The sequence below is a fragment of the Brumicola pallidula DSM 14239 = ACAM 615 genome, from assembly GCF_000428905.1.
In the GTDB taxonomy this organism is placed as follows: domain Bacteria; phylum Pseudomonadota; class Gammaproteobacteria; order Enterobacterales; family Alteromonadaceae; genus Glaciecola; species Glaciecola pallidula.
The window spans coordinates 241,131-265,458 of the sequence record NZ_KE386815.1; the positions used below are offsets into that span (position 1 = coordinate 241,131).

18 protein-coding genes and 4 tRNA genes are annotated in these 24,328 nt (G+C 41.7%); 13 read left to right on the forward strand and 9 right to left on the reverse strand.

Annotated features, from left to right (window positions below; genetic code table 11):
* Nucleotides 1-8: 8 nt before the first annotated feature.
* The 5 genes from G399_RS0114940 to G399_RS0114960 all read left to right on the forward strand — a co-directional run bounded on the left by G399_RS0114940 (nt 9) and on the right by G399_RS0114960 (nt 1,972).
* Nucleotides 9-85 (forward strand) — tRNA-Met (locus G399_RS0114940).
* Nucleotides 86-120: 35 nt separating this feature from the next.
* Nucleotides 121-205, forward strand: a tRNA-Leu gene (locus G399_RS0114945).
* 8 nt (nt 206-213) lie between these two features.
* Nucleotides 214-288: transfer RNA gene (locus G399_RS0114950), tRNA-Gln, on the forward strand.
* A 58-nt stretch (nt 289-346) separates the two neighbouring features.
* Nucleotides 347-422, forward strand: a tRNA-Gln gene (locus G399_RS0114955).
* A gap of 131 nt (nt 423-553) precedes the next feature.
* A complete protein-coding gene (locus G399_RS0114960; protein ID WP_026843777.1) occupies nt 554-1,972 on the forward strand; it encodes an alanine/glycine:cation symporter family protein in 1,419 nt (472 codons plus the stop codon).
* Between the two features lie 117 nt (nt 1,973-2,089).
* Here G399_RS0114960 and G399_RS22310 read toward each other — a convergent pair whose 3' ends face one another.
* The gene (locus G399_RS22310; RefSeq protein WP_006010446.1) at nt 2,090-2,260 is read right to left on the reverse strand and encodes a hypothetical protein; all 171 of its coding nucleotides are present in this window, start codon (nt 2,258-2,260) and stop codon (nt 2,090-2,092) included.
* A gap of 93 nt (nt 2,261-2,353) precedes the next feature.
* On the reverse strand, nt 2,354-3,517 hold the full coding sequence (locus tag G399_RS0114970; protein WP_006010447.1) for an FAD-dependent monooxygenase: 1,164 nt from the start codon (nt 3,515-3,517) through the stop codon (nt 2,354-2,356).
* Nucleotides 3,518-3,865: 348 nt separating this feature from the next.
* Between G399_RS0114970 and G399_RS0114975 the strand changes: the two genes are divergently transcribed.
* The 7 genes from G399_RS0114975 to G399_RS0115005 all read left to right on the forward strand — a co-directional run bounded on the left by G399_RS0114975 (nt 3,866) and on the right by G399_RS0115005 (nt 12,290).
* Nucleotides 3,866-4,717: a DMT family transporter gene (locus tag G399_RS0114975; RefSeq protein ID WP_006010448.1), complete on the forward strand. Its 852-nt coding sequence runs from the start codon at nt 3,866-3,868 to the stop codon at nt 4,715-4,717.
* 170 nt (nt 4,718-4,887) lie between these two features.
* A complete protein-coding gene (miaB, locus tag G399_RS0114980; protein ID WP_006010449.1) occupies nt 4,888-6,315 on the forward strand; it encodes a tRNA (N6-isopentenyl adenosine(37)-C2)-methylthiotransferase MiaB in 1,428 nt (475 codons plus the stop codon).
* A 94-nt stretch (nt 6,316-6,409) separates the two neighbouring features.
* Complete coding sequence (locus tag G399_RS0114985; protein ID WP_006010450.1) at nt 6,410-7,516, forward strand: PhoH family protein; 1,107 nt, start codon at nt 6,410-6,412, stop codon at nt 7,514-7,516.
* Entirely contained in the window at nt 7,500-8,066 is a 567-nt protein-coding gene (gene ybeY, locus G399_RS0114990; protein ID WP_006010451.1) for an rRNA maturation RNase YbeY, read from the forward strand. The genes G399_RS0114985 and ybeY overlap by 17 nt, the downstream gene beginning before the upstream one ends.
* Before the next feature lie 32 nt (nt 8,067-8,098).
* Entirely contained in the window at nt 8,099-8,959 is an 861-nt protein-coding gene (corC, locus tag G399_RS0114995) for a CNNM family magnesium/cobalt transport protein CorC (protein WP_006010453.1), read from the forward strand.
* A gap of 9 nt (nt 8,960-8,968) precedes the next feature.
* Nucleotides 8,969-10,498 carry an apolipoprotein N-acyltransferase gene (lnt, locus tag G399_RS0115000; protein WP_006010455.1) on the forward strand — a complete coding sequence of 510 codons (1,530 nt, stop codon included), beginning with the start codon at nt 8,969-8,971 and terminating at the stop codon, nt 10,496-10,498.
* 100 nt (nt 10,499-10,598) lie between these two features.
* On the forward strand, nt 10,599-12,290 hold the full coding sequence (locus G399_RS0115005) for a SulP family inorganic anion transporter (protein ID WP_006010457.1): 1,692 nt from the start codon (nt 10,599-10,601) through the stop codon (nt 12,288-12,290).
* A gap of 105 nt (nt 12,291-12,395) precedes the next feature.
* Here the strand turns inward: G399_RS0115005 and greA are convergent, their stop codons facing one another.
* The 4 genes from greA to dapB all read right to left on the reverse strand — a co-directional run bounded on the left by greA (nt 12,396) and on the right by dapB (nt 18,655).
* A complete protein-coding gene (gene greA / locus G399_RS0115010) occupies nt 12,396-12,872 on the reverse strand; it encodes a transcription elongation factor GreA (RefSeq protein WP_006010459.1) in 477 nt (158 codons plus the stop codon).
* 219 nt (nt 12,873-13,091) lie between these two features.
* Entirely contained in the window at nt 13,092-16,313 is a 3,222-nt protein-coding gene (gene carB / locus G399_RS0115015) for a carbamoyl-phosphate synthase large subunit (protein WP_006010461.1), read from the reverse strand.
* 14 nt (nt 16,314-16,327) lie between these two features.
* The gene (gene carA, locus G399_RS0115020) at nt 16,328-17,470 is read right to left on the reverse strand and encodes a glutamine-hydrolyzing carbamoyl-phosphate synthase small subunit (protein ID WP_006010462.1); all 1,143 of its coding nucleotides are present in this window, start codon (nt 17,468-17,470) and stop codon (nt 16,328-16,330) included.
* A gap of 381 nt (nt 17,471-17,851) precedes the next feature.
* Nucleotides 17,852-18,655 carry a 4-hydroxy-tetrahydrodipicolinate reductase gene (gene dapB / locus G399_RS0115025; protein WP_006010464.1) on the reverse strand — a complete coding sequence of 268 codons (804 nt, stop codon included), beginning with the start codon at nt 18,653-18,655 and terminating at the stop codon, nt 17,852-17,854.
* 210 nt (nt 18,656-18,865) lie between these two features.
* Between dapB and G399_RS0115030 the strand changes: the two genes are divergently transcribed.
* On the forward strand, nt 18,866-19,555 hold the full coding sequence (locus G399_RS0115030) for a cytochrome b/b6 domain-containing protein (RefSeq protein ID WP_006010466.1): 690 nt from the start codon (nt 18,866-18,868) through the stop codon (nt 19,553-19,555).
* A 633-nt stretch (nt 19,556-20,188) separates the two neighbouring features.
* Here G399_RS0115030 and G399_RS0115035 read toward each other — a convergent pair.
* The 3 genes from G399_RS0115035 to dnaK form a co-directional block, all read right to left on the reverse strand.
* A complete protein-coding gene (locus tag G399_RS0115035) occupies nt 20,189-20,656 on the reverse strand; it encodes a c-type cytochrome (protein WP_006010470.1) in 468 nt (155 codons plus the stop codon).
* Nucleotides 20,657-20,957: 301 nt separating this feature from the next.
* The gene (gene dnaJ, locus G399_RS0115040) at nt 20,958-22,076 is read right to left on the reverse strand and encodes a molecular chaperone DnaJ (RefSeq protein ID WP_006010471.1); all 1,119 of its coding nucleotides are present in this window, start codon (nt 22,074-22,076) and stop codon (nt 20,958-20,960) included.
* A 198-nt stretch (nt 22,077-22,274) separates the two neighbouring features.
* A complete protein-coding gene (gene dnaK / locus G399_RS0115045; RefSeq protein ID WP_006010472.1) occupies nt 22,275-24,200 on the reverse strand; it encodes a molecular chaperone DnaK in 1,926 nt (641 codons plus the stop codon).
* Nucleotides 24,201-24,328: the final 128 nt, after the last annotated feature.

Here is a 24,328-nt window from a genome sequence, read left to right on the forward strand (position 1 = left end):
GATAGGTAGGCTACGTAGCTCAGCTGGTTAGAGCACATCACTCATAATGATGGGGTCGCAGGTTCGAGTCCCGCCGTAGCCACCAATTCACTTATTAGGAATAGTAGGTGTCTGAGATATGCGGGAGTGGTGGAATTGGTAGACACGCTGGATTTAGGTTCCAGTGCTTCACGGCGTGAGAGTTCAAGTCTCTCCTTCCGCACCAAAAACTGTTGGGGTATAGCCAAGTTGGTAAGGCAGCGGGTTTTGATCCCGCGATCGTAGGTTCAAGTCCTGCTACCCCAGCCATCTCAGTTTTTAAAACTCAAAATTTTGAGTTGTAATTTAGAGCACTCTTGATTACTCTTGGGGTATAGCCAAGTTGGTAAGGCAACGGGTTTTGATCCCGTCATTCGTAGGTTCGAGTCCTGCTACCCCAGCCAATTTTAGAACGCCGGTTTATCCGGCGTTTTTTGCGTTTTAAAGGAACAGAATTTTGTTATTTAACTTAGTTACTAAAATACAAATCCCCACTGGCGAATCCGCAAACATTTTCATCCAACTAGTCAATCTCATGGGTCAGTGGATCACAATTGTGGTCGACTTCGTCAATATGGTCTTATGGGGCGATGGCCAGGTCCTTATTTATCTGCTGTTGATCGCCGGCATTTGGTTTACAGTTAAACTGAAATTCATTCAAATCCTTAATTTCAAACACATGTTTTCACTGCTCAAAGGCAGTAGTAAAAGCGATGCTGCTGGTATCAGTTCATTCCAAGCTCTATGCACCAGTCTTTCAGCTAGAGTGGGAACGGGTAATTTAGCTGGGGTTGCAGTTGCCATTTCCTTAGGTGGTGCTGGCGCAATATTTTGGATGTGGGTTATAGCATTGCTCGGTATGGCGACAGGATACGCCGAGAGCGTATTAGGCCAAGTATATAAAATAAAAGACGAAAACGGCGAGTATAGAGGTGGCCCAGCCTATTATATTAAGCAAGGTCTAAATAATTCATGGTTCGCTATCTTGTTCGCTTTATGCTTATTTTTTGGCTACGGATTTGTGTTCTCTGCAGTTCAAGCAAATACCATTACTGACGCGCTCAGTAACAGCTACGGTATCGAGACCTTGCATTCAGGGCTGGTCATTATCGCCCTTGCAGGATTAATCGTGATTGGTGGCTTACGCGCCATTGCAAGATTTGCCGAATGGATAGTTCCTTTTATGGGTGTCGCTTACGTTTTAGTTGCGCTGGTGATCACAATTATCAACATTCAATTATTGCCCGACGTAATTATCGATATCGTAAAATCAGCCTTTGGTTTACAAGAGGCTGGTGCTGGTGCATTCGCAGCAGCAGTGAAAAACGGCATCCAACGAGGTTTATATTCTAACGAAGCGGGTTCTGGTAGTGTGCCACATGCGGCAGCGAGTGCATCGCCCCACCCTAACCATCCGGTATCACAAGGCTATATTCAGATGCTCGGTGTATTTATTGACACCATGATTTTATGTACTTGTACTGCCTTTATCATATTGCTGGCAGGGCATGGCAATGATGTCGGCGAAATGGAGGGTATTCGCTTAACACAAACTGCCATGGAAAGTCATTTAGGAGCTTACGGCGGAGATTTCGTGGCTGCTGCTATTAGTTTATTTGCGTTTACCTCGGTAGTGGCAAACTACGCGTACGGAGAGAGTAACTTACATGTATTTAAACTTGACAATAAGTTTGGTCGCACTTTCTATACCACGGGTTACCTTGGAATGATTTTGTGGGGTTCAATGGCAGCAGTACCAAAAGTTTGGGCGATGGCTGATATGGCCTTAGGGTTAATGACCGTAGTCAATATTATCGCTATTGTGATGCTGACGCCAACCATTGTTGCAGTCACTAAAGACTATAATGAAAAGCGTAAGAATCAAGCGAAAATGGACTTTATTGAAGCTAATTGCAAAATACAAGGGCGCACTGAAGACAACATTTGGAAGTAGTAATCCGACTTGGTGCTGACGCGCCCCACTCTTAGTGATTGCGCGTTTCTGCACCAGACCTATTGTGCATATATGATCAACTGCTTTTTACAAAACGATCCTGCACAAAACGGTCCTTCACATATACATGAATAGCTGAATAACCAGCAGAATTACGATAAGCGGTATCACCCATTTCATGAATTTAGCTTGCGTTTCTGGCGATATTCTCACACTTGATTTCTCAAGCATCGGAACGATGACAATGAGGGCGATAAACAAAACCGCCAATATGCCTAAAATTGCCATAAATACTTCCTTATTATATATTTAAGTGATTATCTGCTGCTTGAAGTTGGTTTTCTATGGGCCTTATCCGATTTGCATATGATAAGCGCAGGCTTATTCGATCCCCATCGCATATTTGAGTGCTTTGTGCTTAATTGGGCCCGCTACATTGGCCATTTGAACACCTAAATTACGCATCGTTTTTAACACGCTAATGTCGTTACTAAAAGTTTGATAGAAAATATCCATCGCACTCATCATAACTAAATTAGGTGTTCGTCTGCTATTTTCATAATCCTTCAACGCCTGCTTATTCTTCGCAGTAATGGGATTATTTTCAATACAGGTAACCAACGCATCTACGTCTTTAAAGCCAAGATTTACACCCTGTCCTGCCAATGGGTTAATTTGATGAGCTGCATCGCCTATCAACACCACGTTTTTGCGCCAATATTGATTGGCATGCATTCGACGCAATGGGAAGCCTGTTTTATCTAGCACCTCAAAATCACCTAGAGTAGACGGAAATCGAGCAATGATTTCTTTTTTTATGTCTGTATTGCTGGTGTTTCGAATATGTTGACTGGTTGCTGAATCGGCGTACCAAACTAAGTTTGCATAGCCATCAAACAAAGGCAGAAAAGCAACTGGCCCTTGTGGTGTAAATTGTTGCCAAGTTGCGGATTCAAACTCCGATACCATTTTGACTAATAGCACGTTAGCCTGCTGTTCATATTGCCAGCCTGTGACACCAATATTGGCTTGTTGGCGCAACTGCGAATCCCCACCATCTGCGCCGATTAGCGTATTAGCTTGAATATGAATATCGTTGTCTAGTATCACGTCAGCTGCAATCAGATTAATATCCACGGCCCTGCCATAAACCAACTGGATGTTGTCAGCATGTTCTTGTTCAATAGTGTCTAGTAGCGCAAGTTGTAAAATGCGGTTTTCAACAAAATATCCCAAGTACGATTCACCGATTTGCGAGGCCTCAAAATTAAGCGCCTTAGTACTATTCTCCCAGACGGAGAGTCGATTGTATTGCTGGCATCGCATGGCGAGTACTTTGTCCCACACATTATAGGATTGCAATAGGCGTTGCGTGAAGCGGTTTAATGCTGAAACTCTCAAATCGGGCAACTCAGCATCGTTAAATACCTTGGGTTTGATTGCTTCTACTACAGCGACTTTATAGCCTAACGTTGACAGACCTATCGCCATAGTGCCACCAACCATACCGCCACCAAAAATACAGTAATCTACGGTTATTTCCATGCTTTCCTACTTTTTATGATGTTGTTTATAGTCATACTCAACCACTGTGCACCAACCGATATTTAGTTACCTTTCACCATGGGTCGAGAACGAATTACCAAGCTCCTCATATAAGCTCCTTATCTAAGCTCCGTACTAATTTCCTGACAAAACGCCTGGTCGTAAGCATGATTACGCTTCAATTAACAAACGGTTCACGAACTTATGCCCGATACTCTGCGCTGAACATTGAATTGCAAAATTTACTAGTGAACTTAATGTAGCAAAAATAGGTAAATCATATCAGAACTCCACGCTAACATAGTATCGTTAATATCCTCATGCGCCAACTCAACAATATAATCAATAATGAAAAATAAAGTGTTGCTAGGTGCTATTGCGCTGGTTATTGTAGAGGCCTTTTTTGCAGGCGTAAGCGCCATTGTAAAACTATTAAGCGACAGCTTGTCAGAATCTCAAATAATCTTCTTCCGTAATTTTTTCGCGCTACTATTCTTAGGTCCTTGGTGTCTAAGAAAAGGCGCTCAAGCAATATATACCCGACGTGTTGGTCTGCATTTATTTCGCGCTGCAACCGGCCTCGGTGGAATGTATTGTTTCTTTTACGTGCTTGCGCACATGCCATTTACATCCGCTATACTGGCGTTAAAAATGGCCCCCTTTTTTATACCTATAATTGCCAAAATATGGTTAAAAGAAAGAATACAATCCAAAACCGTGGTAGCAATTATGATTGGCTTCGTTGGCGCTGCTTTTATAATAAACCCGCAACAAGGTATTGAATTCAATTTATTATTCATTGTCGTGTTTTGTGCGTTGTTAGTCGCTACTACCAAATGTACGATCAGAAAATTATCCGACACCGAACCCGCAGTGCGAATTGTTTTCTACTTTATTTGTGTTTCGACTTTATTTTCGTTTCCACTAATGATGACTGACTGGCAACCCATCAATAACCAAAACTGGGGATTGTTAGTGCTTACCGGTGCGTTAGCGGTTTGTGGACAATTGCTGATGACACAAGCGTACTATTACGCCTCGCCTGTAAAAATAGGATTACTGGGCTATTCAAGTGTATTTTTCGCCGCCATGATCGGTTACACGTTCTGGGACGAACCGCTAACGCTGGGCATGCTTTTTGGCGGAATTCTGTTAATTTGGGCAGCAAATGTAACGATTAGACAACGATGGTTTATTTAAACAAAATAAAACATGAACTACCGAGTGTTTAAACTAGCGTCTATCACTGTTCCAGTCTAAAATGTAATGTTACACTTATGTATTCCAAGCGGAATGATCAGCCGAAGCGAACTCGAAAAAATCGTTCGTTCGGACCGTATCGAACTAATTAAAGACGAAATATCGCTATTATGAATAAGAAGTTATTTATCAAAACCTGGGGCTGCCAGATGAACGAGTATGATTCTGAGAAAATGGCAGATCTGCTCGATTCGACTCATGGCTACACATTAGCAGACGACGCGGAAGATGCAGATGTCATTCTACTCAACACTTGCTCTATTCGCGAAAAAGCACAGGAGAAGGTATTCCATCAATTAGGCCGCTGGAAGAATTTAAAACAAAACAAGCCGGGCTTAATTATCGGCGTTGGCGGTTGTGTTGCGTCTCAAGAAGGTGCAGAAATTAGGAAACGTGCACCTTATGTCGACATTGTGTTCGGTCCACAAACATTGCATCGTTTGCCTGAAATGATCACACAAATCAAAGGCGGTGATAAATCCGTTGTTGATGTTAGCTTCCCCGAAATCGAAAAATTTGACCGTTTGCCGGAACCACGTGCAGATGGCCCAACAGCCTTCGTATCAATTATGGAAGGTTGTTCAAAATATTGTAGCTTTTGTGTGGTGCCTTACACTCGCGGAGAAGAAGTTAATCGCCCAGTCGATGATGTATTACTGGAAATTGCACAACTTGCGGCGCAAGGTGTGCGTGAAGTTAATTTATTAGGTCAAAACGTGAATGCATTTAGAGGCCCGCATTATGACGGTAGTATTTGTCGTTTTGCTGAGTTACTCGAGCTTGTCGCTTCAATCGATGGTATTGACCGTATCCGCTATACAACCTCTCATCCGGTCGAATTTACTGATGATATTGTAGAAGCCTACAAGCACATTCCAGAGTTAGTTGATCACTTGCATTTGCCAGTTCAAAGCGGCTCTGACCGTATTCTTAACCAAATGAAACGTGGCCACACTGCTATCGAATATAAGTCGACTATTCGCAAATTGAAAAAAGTGCGTCCTAACCTGTGTATGTCGTCTGATTTTATTATTGGTTTCCCTGGTGAAACAGATGCTGACTTTGAAGCAACGATGGATTTAATTAGTGCCATTGAATATGACATGAGTTTTAGTTTCATTTATAGCTCACGACCTGGAACGCCTGCAGCTGATATCGTTGACGATGTCACTGATGCTACCAAAAAACTGCGTTTACAAATTTTACAACAACGCATCAACCAAAATGCACTGCGCATTGCACGCAATATGGTAGAAACAACTCAACGCATTTTGGTTGAAGGGCCATCTAAGAAAAATGTGATGGAATTAACTGGAAGAACAGAAAATAACCGTGTGGTTAATTTCGAAGGTTCTCCTGATATGATAGGTGAATTTGTTGACGTTGAAATTACAGCGGTTTACAGTAATTCACTGCGTGGTAACGTTATTAGACGTGAAAAAGACATGGGATTGCGTATTGCAGTATCACCGCAAAGCATTATGGCCAAAAAGCCGCAACCTGATAATGTGGGTGTAACTCAATTCGTTCCTGCGTGATGGCTTGACAATAACACGCAGTTTGAAAAGGCGAGCTTGAAACAAGCATAAGCCGGTCTATGATAAATAAGAGTCTTAAATAAAAGAGGTTATATTGAGCAAGTTAGTGAGTAATGAAATTGTATTACAGCCACAAGACAATAAACGTTTATCGAGTCTATGTGGTCCATTAGACGACAACATCAAACAGATTGAGCGTCGCTTAGGTGTTGAAATAACTTACCGTTCAAACGAATTTAAGGTGTTAGGAGAACTGCAACAAGCGAATGGCGCAAGCGAACTGTTGAAGTTGTTGTACATAGAAACGCAGCCTGTAAAAGGCAGTGTTCCTATCTTAGAACCTAACCAAGTGCACCTAGCTATTCAAGAAGTCAAATGTTTGGAACGCGCCGAAGCTGGCGATTATGGCAAAGAAGTCCATATAACAACCAAACGAGGCGTTATCAAACCGCGTAACCCAAATCAGTCAAAGTACGTGTCTAACGTGCTAACTCACGACATTACTTTTGGTGTTGGCCCAGCCGGAACAGGCAAGACTTATCTTGCCGTTGCCTGCGCAGTTGATGCACTTGAGCGTCAAGATGTGAGACGTATTTTGTTAACCCGTCCTGCGGTAGAAGCGGGTGAGAAGCTAGGTTTCCTTCCCGGTGACTTAGCACAAAAGGTCGACCCTTATTTACGTCCATTGTACGATGCCTTATTTGAAATGTTAGGCTTTGAAAAAGTTGAAAAGCTCATTGAGCGCAACGTAATTGAAGTTGCACCATTAGCATACATGCGCGGTCGCACATTGAATGACGCTTTTATCATTCTCGATGAAAGTCAAAACACCACTGTAGAGCAAATGAAAATGTTCTTAACACGCATTGGTTTTAACTCTCAAGCTGTAATTACCGGCGATATTACACAAATTGATTTGCCTAGAGGGGCGAAATCAGGCTTGCGTCACGCAATAGAAGTATTAAGTGATGTTAACGATATTTCTTTTAATTTCTTTACTGCACAAGACGTTGTAAGACATCCAATTGTTGCCCGTATTGTACAAGCTTATGAAGAATATGAAGCAAAAAAAGAAATTGAATTAGAGGCAAAGAAACAACTAAGAGAAGATCAAATTCGTCACTCTAGCAAACATATTGACGAGCAAGACTTACAGCAAGCGCAGACAAGTAAACACCCTAGTAATGACGATCAGCGTTGATTTACAAAGCGTGGTTGAGCGCGACAAGCTCATCCACGCTTTGCCCACAGTACAGCAAATTGAAGAATGGCTAAACGCGACGATTAACGACCTACGCTCAAGGTCTTCGATGCAAAAGAATGCTGGATTAGCGGCCGATACAAACGCTGCCCAAAGTAATCATATTACGCATAGCGAGATACAGAATATTCAGCAAACGGCGTTTGAAGTTACCTTTCGTATAGTAGATACAATTGAGTCCCGACAACTCAATTCAGACTATAGAGAAAAAGATAAACCGACAAATGTGTTATCCTTCCTGTTCGACGCACCTGAGCATATTGATATGCCGTTTTTGGGTGACTTAGTCGTGTGTGCCGCTGTTGTCGAGCAAGAAGCTAAAGAACAAAACAAGCAAATTATTGACCATTGGGCGCATTTATGTATTCATGGTTTATTGCACTTGTTAGGTTATGACCACATGCATGCAAGTGAAGCGCAAGAAATGGAAGGTATTGAAACCGCGATACTTGCCAAATTGAACATTGGCAACCCTTACCAATATAATTAATTATAAAGTACTAGGAAATAAGCGAAAATATCATGAGCGACGACAACCCACACTCTACCAGCGGTTCCTCAAATAGAAACTGGCTAAATCGCTTAGCCTATTCTTTTAAGGGGGAACCGAGAAGCAGAGAAGAACTTTCTGAAGTCATTTCAGACGCCGAACAGCGTGATCTAATAGACCCCCAAACCAAAGAAATGATTGAAGGGGTGATGACAGTTAGTGAAATCCGGGTCAGGGAAATTATGATCCCTAGAGCACAAATGGTCACTATCGATATTGAACAAGACGTTGAGCAATTCCTACCCATTATGCTCGACCATGCCCACTCCCGTTATCCAGTTATTTCCGAAGATAAAGACCACATTGAAGGCATTCTGCTAGCTAAAGACTTGCTCCCTTACGCGTTTCTGCCTAATAAAGAATTTAAACTAAAAGAAGTAGTGCGCCAAGCTATCATCGTACCGGAGAGCAAGCGCGTTGACGTTTTACTAAAAGAGTTTCGCCAACAGCGTTATCACATGGCCATCGTAGTGGATGAATATGGCGGTGTATCTGGTCTAGTTACCATCGAAGACATTTTGGAACTTATTGTCGGCGAGATTGAAGATGAATACGATGACGACATTAAGGAAACCGATGAAATTAGGCCATTGAATAAGCACACTTATTCTGTAAAGGCGCTAACCTCTGTCGAGGATTTTAACCGCTTCTTTGAAACTAACCTAAATGAAGAGGAGTCCGATACTATTGGTGGTGTAGTGTTGCGCGCTTTTGGTCATATGCCCGGTACAGATGATGAAATTACCATCGAAAATATAGGATTTAAGATCACCAACTCTGACAAACGCCGAATTATGCAACTGAAAGTGACACTACCAGATTCAGAGGATTAACGCCTGAACATGTGGTTAAAAGGAATTTCACTTTTCATTTTGGGGGCAAGTTTAACGTTTGCTTTTGCCCCGTTTAATGCGTGGTGGATGCCTTTTATTGTTTTACCTATTTGGTTTTTTGTTCAAGTAAAACTCACCGAACACAGTTTTAAAATGGCGTGGTTTTTTAGTTTTGGCTATTTTGCTGCTGGTATAAGTTGGATACATGTCAGCATTGCAGACCATGGCGGTCTACCCTTAGTTGTCTCTATCGCCATGATGGCCGTTCTCTGTGGCTACCTTGCCCTATTTCCAGCTATCGCAATTTGGTTAACAAATCGCTATTTCGCAAAGCAATTTTGGCCTCTTTCTCTTCCTCTATTTTGGTTAGCCTTAGAGTTTGCACGTGCGCATTTTATGACTGGATTTCCTTGGTTATCGCTTGGTTATAGCCAGCTAAATGGACCGCTGGGTGGTTGGCTCCCAATTATTGGTGAAATTGGTGTTAGTGCAGTATTGATCTTAATAACGGTCAATCTAGGCTTAAGCCTAAAGTTAATACACGAGCATACATCTTGGCGTATCAACGGGCTTCAATCAATTAGTGTCGGCGTTATTTTTTGTGTCTCTGGTTTGGTATTAAATTTGATCAGTTGGACGCAGCCAAGCGGTGAAATAAAACGAGTCACTATGGTTCAGGGCAATATTGAACAAACCGTTAGATGGGTTCCTGAACAAGACCGCCCTACCATGCAAAAGTATTGGAATTTAACCAGTGATCATTGGGATTCTGATCTCATTATTTGGCCCGAAGCAGCTATTCCTAAGCTGGAAATTGCCGCTACTGAGTATCTTGAATTACTCGATAAAAAAGCAACACAAACCAATACTGCACTCATCACTGGCATTGTTGACGTTAATTATAGTACGCAAAAAATCTACAATAATTTAGTCAGTTTAGGAAATGATGAATTAGGCCAAAACTCAATCCCTTATGCATATGGACATAAAAACCGTTTCGCCAAACACCATTTATTGCCAATTGGTGAATTTGTGCCATTTGAATCTATTCTACGAAAACTTGCCCCTATATTTGATCTGCCAATGTCCTCTTTTACCAGAGGTGATTATGTGCAAGCAAACTTAGTCGCGAATGGAATGAAACTCGCACCGGCCATTTGTTTTGAGATCGCTTTTCCTAATCAAATCAGAGCCAACCTAAATGACAATACGGACGCCATTATAACCGTCAGTAATGATGCTTGGTTTGGTGATTCACATGGCCCACATCAACATTTAGAAATAGCACAAATACGCGCAAAAGAATTTGGATTACCGGTATTACGCTCGACAAACACAGGCGTGACTGCATTTGTCGACCATCGCGGTATCATCAGTGCAATTGCCCCACAGTTTGAAGATACGGTATTAACTCAAGACGTTATGCTGGTTACCGGAAAAACGCCGTATAGAGAGCTTGGAAACTGGCCTTCTTACCTGTTTTTCTTTGTTTTGTTCATCATTGGCGCTCTGCTTCAACGTAAAATACAGATACAGTAAGTTATTGTCGGTAAACAAGAACATAAGTCTGCTTGACACAAAATAATAAGAAATATGTATTATCGGAGCGTAGATAATGCGTTGATTAAGGTGGTCAGTTTTGCAAATTTTCAATACTATTAATAAGAGCAATCTGCGCGGCGATATTCTGGGTGGCGTCACCGCAGCTATTGTTTCGCTTCCATTGGCATTAACCTTTGGTGTTGCATCCGGTGTCGGACCTGAGGCTGGTTTATACGGCGCAATAATTATCGGACTATTCGCGGCCTTGTTTGGTGGCACACCTACCTTAATATCAGAACCTACCGGACCGATGACCGTCATTATGGCAGCTGTTGTTACTACACTGGTTGCCGATAATCCTGATAACGGCTTAGCAATGGCATTCACTGTGGTCATGATCGCCGGTTTTACCCAAATTATCTTTGGTGTTATGAAACTGGGTAAATACATAACCATGATGCCATACAGCGTTATTAGCGGATTTATGTCTGGTATCGGCTGTATTTTAATCGTAATGCAACTCGCTCCGGCTTTGGGATCGGCTGCGCCTACTGGCGGCGTAATGGGCACGCTGACTTCACTGCCTGAGATTATTAAAAATATCAGCTTTACTGAATTTGGTATGGCAATCGCGACTATTTTGATCCTCTTTTTAACCCCTAAAAAGCTCAAAAATATTGTGCCTCCCCAACTCATTGCATTGATTATGATATCGCTTATTTCGGTCTTGTTCTTTCAAACCGTGGATATCAGGAGGATCGGTGAAATAAACGTGAGCGTACCTTCTATTATTTTTCCTGAGTTTACGTCAGATCAAATTAGAACCATGATCCTCGATGGTATTGTGCTTGGTATGCTCGGCTGTATCGATTCAATGCTAACGTCTGTCATTGCAGATAATCTGACACGCAGCGAGCACAAGTCAGATAAAGAACTCATAGGCCAAGGTATAGGTAATATGATGTCGGGATTATTAGGCGGTTTACCTGGCGCAGGCGCAACCATGGGAACCGTGGTTAATATTCAAGCTGGAGCCAAAACTGCACTCTCGGGCTTGATCCGTGTTTTCGTCTTGATGGTTGCTATTTTCGGTGCTTCTGGGTTAATTTCTGTCATCCCTATCGCGGTATTAGCAGGTATCGCAGTCAAAGTCGGTATCGATATACTCGATTGGAGCTTTATCAAACGTGCTCACAAGGTTTCTAAGCAATCTTCGTTAATAATGTATGCAGTTTTATTACTGACGGTATTTGTCGATCTGGTGGTTGCCGTAGGCATTGGTGTTTTCATTGCTAATATCATTACAATTGAAAAACTCAGCGCCTCTCAGGCTAAAAATATAAAAGCGATTAGTGATGTTGACGGGCGCTTACCGCTGACAATTGAACAACGAGAATTACTCAATAAAGCCAATGGTCAGATTTTATTTTTCTATTTAAGTGGCACCATGATATTTGGTGTATCAAAAGCATTGTCGCGAGAACTCAGTAGCATGACCGAACATAAAGTAATTATTATCGATTTAAGCGATGTTTCGTTCCTTGACGACACTATTGCTCTGGCAATTGAAAACTTAATAAAAGATGCAAACCAGCTGGATAAACATATCCTCATGTTAGTCAAACAACCGAGTTCGAAGAAAAAATTTCAGAAAATGGGTTTTACTGAAATTTTACCGCCGGATGCATTCGTAAATAATCGTACTGAGGCATTAACTAAGGCTACTGATTGGTTGCACGCTCAAGGATCAGTAAAAGACTCATCAAACGAAAACAAACTAAGTAATTAGCACTTACGTTGACGGCAATCAATTTAGACTTGCTATATTAAGAAGGTAAGTTGGTATAAGACCAACTCACCTGTATTTGCTCAGGACATGGAAGATAGTTGGAAACTAGATGTACTTCACGTCAATAATTTCAAATTCAACTTTGCCAGCTGGGGTTTGAATATTAACCACGTCATCAGCCATTTTACCAATAAAACCTCTAGCAATCGGTGAATTCACTGAAATAAGTAGCCTCTTGATATCTGACTCGTCATCACCAACAATTTTGTAGGTGATTTCTTCTTCTGTTTTGCAATTCATTACGGTAACCGTTGTACCAAATATGACTTTGCCGTTATTTGTTATTTTAGTAACGTCAATAATTTGCGCGTTCGACAATTTACCTTCAATATCTTGAATACGTCCTTCACAAAAGCTTTGCTGATCACGCGCAGCATGATATTCAGCGTTTTCTTTCAAATCGCCATGTTCACGAGCCGTGGCAATCGATTTAATGATTTCTGGACGCTTCACGGTTTTTAACTCAAGTAATTCTTTTTGTAGCATTTGGGCGCCATGCGCAGTCATGGGATATGTAGTCATCTATCTACTCTTTAATTTGTTTTTATTATCTGAAACGGAAAGAATGAAGCTAATATTTTTATAGCAGCAAGCCCTACAAGATGGTTTCAGCTGTCCATACTAGACAAAAATGCGCCATCTAAGGCGCATTTCATTTTCAATCATTATATTGATTATATACTATTTTTGAATTGACTAAAGCCCGATAATTGACTTCAACACAATTTTAGTCAAGTTCTTTTAAGCGTTCAATCGCTTGTGCAGCTCTTGAACCGAGGTCACATTAGTCTTCGCGTCAGCAGTCCTAGCTCTAATTGTTGCAAAAGCAGCATTGATTGTCGTAGTGTAGCTGGTTTTACTAAGTAAAGCTTCACGTCGTATATAAACAGAATCGTTTATTGCCTGTCTACCTTCTGTGGTGTTTACAACGTAGCAATATTCACCATTCTTAATAGCATCTACAATGTTTGGACGACCTTCCGATAACTTGTTTACCGTGCCGCATACAACACCATGTTCGCCTAAGAACTGAGCCGTACCTTTGGTTGCTTCTACAGTAAAGCCTTGCTCTAGCATTTCTTTTGCCAATCCAATTAAGCGTTGCTTATCATTATTACGAACTGATAACAGTACTTTACCTTCAACAGGCAGCGGTGCCGACGCACCTAAGTTGGCTTTAGCATAAGCTTCATCGAAACCATCACCAACGCCCATAACTTCGCCTGTTGACCGCATCTCAGGTCCTAATAGTGGGTCAACGCCTTGGAACTTGGCAAAAGGCAATACCACCTCTTTTACTGAGAAGTAAGGAGGAATAATTTCTTTGGTAAAGTTTTGTTTAGCCAAGCTCGTGCCAGCCATCACTCTCGCTGCAATTTTAGCTATCGGAGCACCCGTTGCTTTTGACACAAAAGGCACGGTTCTAGCTGCTCTTGGGTTTACTTCAATTAAGTAAACTTCATTGTCTTTTACTGCAAATTGAGTATTCATTAAGCCAACGACTTCAAGTTCTAAAGCCATTTGCGTCACTTGCTTGCGCATCACATCCTGAATTTCATTAGATAGGGTATAAGGAGGTAGGCTGCATGCTGAATCTCCTGAATGCACACCAGCTTGCTCAATATGTTCCATAATCCCGCAAATGACCACTTGCTCACCATCACAGATTGCGTCTACATCGACCTCAATAGCGTCATCCAAGAAACGATCAAGCAATACAGGGCTGTCATTTGAGACTTTCACTGCTTCATTCAGATAACGACGCAGATCTTGCAGGTCATATACGATTTCCATCGCACGACCACCTAATACATAAGACGGGCGCACAACCAATGGAAAACCAATGATCTCAGCTTGAGTTAGAGCCTCTTCCATGTTACTCACTGTCGAGTTAGCCGGCTGTTTCAAACCTAGCTTGTTGACCATATGCTGGAAGCGTTCACGATCCTCAGCACGGTCAATTGCATCCGGTGATGTACCAATAATAGGCACCCCATTCTCTTTCAATGCGCGCGCTAACTTAAGCGGAGTTTGACCACCATACTGAACAATAACGCCTACTGGCTTTTCAACACGCACAATCTCTAGTACGTCTTCCAATGTTACTGGCTCAAAGTATAAACGGTCCGATGTATCGTAATCGGTTGAAACAGTTTCCGGGTTACAATTAACCATGATCGTTTCATAGCCATCTTCGCGCATAGCTAATGCCGCATGAACACAACAATAATCAAATTCAATGCCTTGACCTATGCGGTTTGGACCGCCACCAAGTACCATTATTTTATCTCTATCAGAGGGATTCGACTCGCACTCTTCATCATAGGTACTATACATATATGCGGTTGATGTGCTGAATTCGGCCGCACAGGTATCAACGCGTTTATAAACTGGGAATACATCGAATTTTTTGCGCATATCACGCACATCATCTTCAGCCACATTGGTTAACTCTGCTAATCTTGCGTCAGCAAAACCTTTGCGCTTGAGTGTTCTCATCAAGTTTTTGTCAATTTCTGATAAACCAATGCGCTCGACGAGTTGTTCTAATTGCACAATTTCTTCAATTTGCACTAAGTACCAACGGTCAATATTAGTAAGTGTATTAACTTCATCTACTGACATGCCCATTCTGAACGCATCACCAATATACCAAATGCGTTCAGCGCCCGGTTCACGAAGTTCGTAAATCAACTTGTTTTTAGCTTCTGGATCGTTCAAGTCAAGAATTGGGTTTAATCCAGAAACCCCAACTTCAAGTCCACGCAAGGCTTTTTGAAGCGATTCTTGCATGTTGCGGCCAATTGCCATTACTTCACCGACCGACTTCATTTGAGTTGTTAGGCGATCGTTAGCGCCGGCGAATTTTTCAAAGTTAAAACGAGGGATTTTAGTCACAACATAATCAATGGCTGGCTCGAACGAAGCTGGTGTTAAACCACCTGTAATATCATTTGCCAACTCATCTAATGTATAACCAATTGCAAGTTTTGCCGCAATCTTAGCAATTGGAAAACCGGTCGCTTTGGACGCCAATGCCGATGAACGAGATACGCGTGGGTTCATTTCAATGATGACCATGCGCCCTGTCTCTGGACAAATTCCGAATTGCACGTTTGAACCACCGGTTTCCACGCCAATTTCACGCAATACCGCCATGGCCGCATTACGCATAATTTGATATTCTTTGTCGGTTAGCGTTTGTGCTGGTGCTACCGTAATTGAGTCACCAGTATGCACACCCATCGGATCGAAGTTTTCAATGGTACAAACAATGATGCAGTTATCTGCTTTATCGCGCACCACTTCCATTTCATATTCTTTCCAGCCGATTAATGATTCATCAATAAGCAGCTCTGTGGTCGGCGATAAATCAAGGCCGCGAGTACAAATTTCAGTGAATTCATCTTTGTTGTAGGCAATACCGCCGCCGCTTCCGCCCATGGTGAATGAAGGACGAATTATGCATGGAAAGCCGATGCGGGTCGATACGTCATATGCCTGCTCCAAACTATGTGCTATTTCAGCTCTTGGACATTCTAAACCAATCGACTTCATTGCCTTATCGAAACGTTCTCGGTCTTCTGCTTTGTCGATAGCATCTGCAGATGCGCCAATTAACTCAACGTTGAACTCGTCCAATACGCCGTATTTGTTTAAGTCCAAGGCACAGTTTAGTGCTGTTTGACCACCCATAGTGGGTAATATGGCATCCGGTCGTTCTTTCGCAATGATGTTGCGCACAACTTCCCAATGAATTGGCTCAATGTATGTCGCATCAGCCATATCTGGGTCTGTCATAATCGTGGCTGGGTTAGAGTTAACCAGAATAACTCGATAACCTTCTTCACGTAATGCTTTGCAAGCTTGCGCGCCGGAATAATCAAACTCACAAGCTTGACCGATCACAATAGGTCCAGCACCAAGAATTAAGATACTCTTGAGGTCGGTACGTTTTGGCATAGTCTAATTTCCTACTATTTAGCTTGTTTTTGAGACTGAACGATTTGTTCAATAAATTTGTCGAATAACGGCGCTGCATCGTGCGGACCAGGACTTGCTTCAGGGTGACCTTGGAAGCTGAACGCAGGTTTATCTATACGCTCAATACCTTGTAACGACTTGTCGAATAAAGACACGTGAGTGACTTTCAGGTTATCTGGTAGCGATGACTCATCAACTGCAAATCCGTGATTTTGGCTCGTTATCATGACCACGTTACGTGCTAAATCCTTGACTGGATGGTTTGCACCGTGATGTCCAAATTTCATTTTTTGTGTTTTTGCACCACTCGCTATTGCGAGTAGTTGATGGCCAAGACAAATACCAAAAATTGGAATCGATTTATCCAAAAATACTTTAATCGCTTCAATTGCATATGCACAAGGTTCTGGATCGCCCGGACCGTTGGATAAGAAAATACCGTCTGGATTGAGCGCTAACACGTCTTTTGCAGAGGTTTGCGCAGGCACCAAGGTGAGTTTACAACCGCGGTCTACTAACATTCTCAGAATGTTATTTTTCGCACCAAAATCATAAGCAACAACGTGATAAGGCAGATTTTGCTTGTTGATATCATAACCTTTACCAAGCTGCCATGAGCCATCGGTCCATGTTGTTGGTTCTGCTCTCGATACGACTTTAGCTAAATCCATTCCTTTTAATCCAGGAAAGGCCTTCGCAGCAGCCAAAGCTTGCTCTTGTGTTAACGCATCAGCAGTCACAATACAGCCGCGTTGAGCGCCTTTGTCACGTAAGATGCGGGTCAGACGTCGCGTATCGATATCAGCTATAGCAACGATATTACTGGCAACGAGGTAGTCAGAAAGAGATTGTTCGCTTCTAAAACTGCTAGCGATAATAGGAAGGTCTCGGATTATTAGGCCTTTAGCCCGTATTTTATCGGATTCAACATCTTCAGAGTTTATGCCGGTGTTACCAATGTGAGGATATGTGAGTGTGATGATTTGTTCAGCGTATGATGGATCGGTAAGAATTTCTTGATAACCGGTCATTGATGTATTGAAGACGACCTCTCCAACACTATGGCCCGCACAACCTATAGCTGTACCATTGAAAACAGAACCATCTTCTAGCACTAAAAGAGCAGAAATAGCCAAGTCAACCTCCTAAAATTAAAGGTAACAAGGGAAATACAAGCGAAACGCTAATATTTCCGAAAAATACATAAAAAGCGGTACACAACAGCCTTTTAAGTAGCTTCTTCGCGAATCTTCACATTTTCAACACATGAGCGCCAGCTCAATCATATGGCTTTTCTTGCCAAAGATCCATGCTTGCGCGTAGAGCGAAATTGCAAGTTTGTGGCAAATTCCGCTGAGTATATATTAATGCTAGTAAATGATCTATTTGTTTCTTAAATTAAAGTAGGAAATAAGGAAAACAAGCACTAAGGTAAATTCTGACCACGAACGCGTCAAAAAGCACAGATAACAAAATATATATATCGCTGGTAAGTGCTTTTATAAGTTAATTTTAAGTTATTGTAAATTCAGCACTTGTTGCATGCTATATAGGCCTGCAGGTTTATCTTTAAGCCAAATAGCAGCGGTTAACGCTCCGTTCGCAAACGTAAGGCGACTTGATGCCTTATGCGTTAACTCTATCCTTTCACCGATTGTGGCGAATATAGCAGTATGTTCACCAACAATGTCACCTGCGCGAATAGTGCAGAAACCAATGCTTTGTTGATCGCGCTCACCGGTATCACCTTGCCTGCCATAGACCGCACATTTAGACAGATCACGGCCTAATTCATCTGCAATTACCTCTCCAATGGCGACAGCCGTTCCCGAAGGTGCATCTTTTTTAAATCGGTGATGTGCCTCGACTATTTCAATGTCGGCATCTTTACCCATTACTGCACTTGTTTGCCTTACCAAGCTAAGCAATAAGTTTACGCCAACACTGTAATTAGCGGCAAACACAATCGGAATTAACTTAGCGGCTTGGTCGATTATGCTTAACTCAACAGCTGAAAGCCCTGTTGTACCTATCACCATAGCTTTCTTATTTTCTACGCACCATTTGATATTAGACTGCAAGGCCTGGGGCAATGTGAAGTCAATAATGACATCAGCAATACCTGTTGGTTGTTGCTGAGTATCACAAACAGTAATATATTGTTTAGCAACTCCAGCTAATTCACCTGCGTCAATACCAATTAATGAAGAACCGCTGCGCACACTAGCAAATCCGAGTGCGACGTCGGTATGCCGGTAGCAAGCGTCAATTAACACTCGCCCCATACGGCCGTTAGCTCCCAAAACACCTATTTTAGTCATATAAACTCTATCTTTTTTACGTTTATGATATATTGCCCGAATAAGAGAAAAAGCTAAAGCTTGATTTAAATTTATAATGATTACAGAATGATTACAGGACTGCTTTTTTCACCTCATAACTTTTTAAAACCGGTTTACATACCTCAAAAATAGCAACATTCCTGAACAGTGGTAGTTCAATTTATTAGTATCTGAAAATACGGAACAGTGATGCAAAAATTATATATATGGGACTTCCCCACCCGCCTATTTCATTGGCTTTTGGTCATTGCTGTATCTTCGCAGTACGTTACAGCGGAAATACTTGACGACGCTATGCAGTGGCATTTTTACGGTGGTTATTTTATTTTAGGCTTACTGATTTTTCGAATACTCTGGGGCTTTTGGGGTTCGTATTACGCTAAGTTCTCGCAATTTGTAGTCTCGCCACAACGCGCATGGCTATATTCAACGACATTCACAAAAAGTAATTACAAGCCAAGCCTCGGTCACAATCCTTTAGGTGCCTATTCGATAATTTTCATTCTGACGGTATTATTAACCCAAGCTATAAGTGGTTTGTTTATCACTGATGACATCTTTCATAGCGGCCCTTATTATAATGCCGTCGCAGAAGACACTCAAAATGTAATGAATTGGCTCCATCATCAAGGATTTAACGCAATCTGGTTTTTTCTTGCTTTACATATCGGCGCCATGCTTGTTTACAAATTTGCTAAAAAGCAAAATCTAGTTGTCAGTATGATGACAGGGTACAAGCAGCATAAAAGTCAGATAAGCGCTCCTGTAGCACAAAATCATTGGCTAAAATTTGCTTTTTTTGCCAGCTTATCAGCAATTATCGTCTATCTAATTGTAGTGACTTTTGCACCAGAGATTATTGATGAATTTTATTACTAAATGCGTTGTTGTCGACTCAGAAGCATCATTCGTCAAGCTTTTATTACGCTCGCCTCAAAACCACCGAGAAAAACAACACATAAAAAAAGAGCCAAAATAATTATCTTAGCTCTTTTACCTATAAACTCTACACTAACGATTTAATTCAGAAAAATGCGTTTGCTTGAGAAATTGTCAATCCATAAAGAATGGTTAGTCCCACGGCAACTGCCGTTTGTTTTAGAGAATTTTTTGACATAATGGCCAATCCTTTTTTTGTTTTTATTCAGGATTTAGCGCTAGTAACTTCCGTTGTTTCCATAGAGACCTCAAAGGGTACTGAGGACTCTTCTCTACAATCATTGTAATTGCTGAACTAAGCAATTTAGCACTGATACGATCGACATATTTCTCCCAAAACACATCGTCGTTAACAATAATATTACATAAAAATTACATCAATGAAATACCACTTTCGACTAATTTAATTGCTTATCCGTATTATTATTTGTAGGAAGCTGAAATTACATTTAATTTCATGAGTTTAAAAAAAATAGGCGCTTTTAAATTATTATTAAAGAAGCGCCCATTAGTGCTTAATTTTCATACAAATTATATGCATTCTAGGTTTACATAGATGCAGACCTATATAAATCAATCCTTCTTAAATTTGTCGTGACAAGCCTTACAAGTTGCCCCTAGCGCACCGATAGCTTTGCGATAATTATCTTCATCATTCGCCAATGCTACTTTTTGCAGATTTGTAGCAGCATCCACGAGATCTTGTGTTTTACTCTTGAAATCATCCATTTCTTCCCAAATAATATCTAGAGCGTGTGTTTTTACTGGAAACTTTCTGGTATCCAATTCAAAGTAATCTCCCATCATCAGGCTTAACTGCTGTATACGTAATGCATTAGTTTTTATTACTTCTGGATCATAGTCAATTTGACCTTTTGCCATGCCACCAAGGGGACCCATATTACTTCGAACCAATTGCAACACCGCTTTCCTAAAATCAACAGCAGTGTTAGCCTGCTTTTCTGAGCTTGCTTCTTTTGCGAAAACTAGTGGTGTTACTAGAGTCGCAACCAAAGCCAATGAGATGAGCGTTTTCTTCATTTTGTATTCCTGTATTAGCATTTTATTTATTATTATCGGTGTGTTACTAACCGTAAGACCATATATTGAAGGTTTATCGGAAAAATCAGTGTCTTTAACCCAATTAATTTATTTCCTTAATAAGGATAGACCAAATTTGAATGATTAACCTGTCGTTTGCAAAGTTTAATCCGATTTATGTTTTGAAAACAATACCGAGAGTAAAATTTGCTCAAAAAAAAACGCCCAATTATGTTGAGCGTTTTTATGTTTTGGTCACAGCCAAGCTAAACATAGAGTTTAGGAGCGCGGTGTCTACAAATTACTTGGTTAAATCGTCAAAGAAGCGCTTTACACCATCAAAGAAGCCCTGCTCTTTTGGACGATGCTTACCACCACCAAGAGAAGCATCAAATTCTTCTAACATTTCTCTTTGCTTGGGTGATAAGTTAACTGGCGTTTCAATGACCACTTTACACATCAAATCACCGACACTACCACTACGAACCGATTTAACACCTTTACCTCTGAGACGGAACATTTTACCTGTTTGCGTCTCCAGGGTAATTTTCAGCTTTACTTTTCCATCTAGGGTAGGGACTTCGATTTCACCGCCTAATGCCGCCCTCGCAAAGCCCAATGGCACTTCACAGTATAGATTATTACCATCGCGAGCAAAAATCTCATGCTCTCGAATATTAACCTGAACATATAAGTCTCCCGCTGGAGCACCATTCTCGCCTGCTTCGCCTTCACCAGTAAGACGGATCCTGTCGCCAGTATCAACGCCCGCAGGCACCTTTACAGATAAAGTTTTGGTTTTCTCAGTGCGACCTTGGCCACGGCATGGTGTACAAGGGTCGCTGATAATTTTGCCCTTACCTGAGCAAGTCGGACAGGTCTGCTGCACAGCAAAAAAACCTTGGCGCATTTGTACCTGACCGTTTCCTTTACAAGTTGGACAAGTTGTAGGTGATGATCCTTTATTCGCTCCTGAGCCATGACAAATGTCACATTCAACCAATGTAGGCACACGAATTTCAACGTCCTTGCCGCGAACGGCTTCTTCCAATGACATCTCAAGATTGTAACGCAAGTCGGAGCCTTGGCGAGCACGCGATTGTCGACCACGTCCACCACCAAAAATATCACCGAAAACATCACCAAAGATATCACCAAATTCGGCACCTTGACCTTGACCACCGCCACGATTTGGATCAACACCAGCATGACCATATTGGTCATACGCAGGGCGTTTTTTGGCATCAGTTAGGATTTCATGCGCTTCTTGTGCTTCTTTAAACTTTTCTTCCATACCCTTGTCACCTTGAGTACGGTCAGGGTGATATTTCATGGCGAGCTTCTTATAGGCTTTCTTGATGGTGCGCTCATCGGCACCGCGTTCTACGCCTAATACTTCGTAGTAGTCTCGTTTGGACATAAGATCAACATTTCCCGCATTGTTTGTCTTTGTTTTATAAAGGCTCTTTAGGCCATCATTCAGCATTTAACTTAGTGCTTAAAAGTTCTTATAAAACAATAAATTGTTATATATGAAGTGATTTAGCTTAATACAAACAGGGCGCAATCTGAATTTATCAGTTGCGCCCAACGTATTAGCTTAGTTAATCAACAACAACTATTTTTTGTCGTCTTTGACTTCTTCGAACTCAGCATCAACAACATCGTCGTCTGCGTTACCAGACTTCGCTTCACCACCTTCTGGCGTGCCTTCGGATTCTGCTGCTGCTTTCGCTTGTGCAATTTCCATTAGCTTGGCTGATGCTTCAATTAAGGCTTGCGTTTTAGCTTCAATTTCAGCTTTATCGTCGCCTTTACTTGCCGTCTCCAAAGCGTCTATTGCTTCTTCAATCACCTTTTTATCTTCTTCAGGTAATGCATCGCCCGCTTCTTCAATTTGCGTGCGAGTACCATGCGCCATACCGTCAGCTTGGTTACGAACTTTCACTAACTCTTCAAACTTAGCATCAGCATCTTTGTTCGCTACTGCGTCTTGAACCATTTGCTCGATTTCTTCATCGCTCAAACCTGAGTTAGCTTTGATGGTAATTTTTTGCTCTTTGCCGGTGTCTTTATCTTTCGCTGACACATGCAAGATACCGTCAGCATCAATGTCAAAAGTCACTTCTATTTGAGGTGCACCACGTGATGCTGGGCGAATACCCTCTAAATTAAATTGGCCTAATGACTTGTTACCTTGGGCTTGCTTACGCTCGCCTTGAAGGACATGCACAGTTACCGCAGCTTGGTTGTCTTCAGCTGTTGAGAAGGTTTGAGACTTCTTGGTAGGTACAGTCGTGTTCTTTTCGATTAACGTTGTCATTACGCCACCCATGGTCTCAATACCCAGTGACAATGGTGAAACGTCAAGTAACAATACGTCTTTAACTTCGCCCGATAAGACACCACCTTGAATAGCCGCACCAACAGCAACAGCTTCATCAGGGTTGACGTCTTTACGTGGTTCTTTACCAAAGAACTCTGTCACGTACTTTTGTACTAATGGCATACGTGTCTGACCACCAACGAGGATGATATCGTTGATCTCGCTCACTGATAACTCAGAATCAGCTAGCGCTTGCTTCAATGGCACTAGTGACTTTTTCACCAGATCTTCAACCAGTGATTCTAATTTTGCACGAGTTACTTTGATTACTAAATGCTTCGGACCAGAGGCATCGGCTGTAATATATGGCAAGTTAACTTCGGTTTGTTGTGCAGAAGAAAGCTCAATTTTTGCTTTTTCGCCAGCTTCTTTTAAACGCTGCATTGCCAAAGGGTCTTTGCGTAGGTCGAAACCTTGGTCTTTCTTAAACTCTTCAACTAGGTAGTTGATCATGCGATTATCGAAATCTTCGCCACCAAGGTGTGTATCACCATTAGTCGCCAATACTTCAAACGTAGTCTCGCCGTCAGCGTCATCGATTTCAATAATTGAAATATCAAAGGTACCACCACCTAGGTCGTATACAGCAATAATACTGTCGCCTTTCTTCTTGTCCATACCGTATGCAAGAGCGGCCGCAGTTGGCTCGTTAATGATACGTTTTACTTCTAAACCAGCAATTCGACCAGCATCTTTAGTGGCTTGACGCTGAGCATCGTTAAAGTATGCTGGTACTGTAATAACAGCCGCTGTAACTTCTTCACCTAAATAATCTTCTGCCGTTTTCTTCATCTTTTTCAAAATTTCAGCAGAAATTTGTGGTGGTGCCATCTTCTCGCCATTTGCTTGAACCCAAGCGTCGCCATTGTCAGCTTTGACAATTTTAAAAGGCATGATGTCAATGTCGCGCTGTACTTCTTCGTCTTCAAAGCGACGGCCGATTAAGCGCTTAATCGCGTACAACGTATTTTCTGGGTTGGTCACAGCTTGGCGCTTTGCTGGTTGACCAACAAGCGTTTCACCTTCTGAACTATAAGCGATAACCGAAGGTGTAGTACGGTCACCCTCTGAGTTTTCGATAACTTTTGCTTTGTCGCCGTCTAGCACTGCGACACATGAATTTGTTGTACCTAAATCGATACCAATGATTCTACCCATTTGTGTGTCTCCAAAATATGATTTGTTGTTTTATCTGAATAATAAATGGGGCTAATACCCCTGTTTTCAATATGTGATTTAAAAAAATTAATTTTTTTATCTTCTTACACCTGAGCTAACGGTGCTAT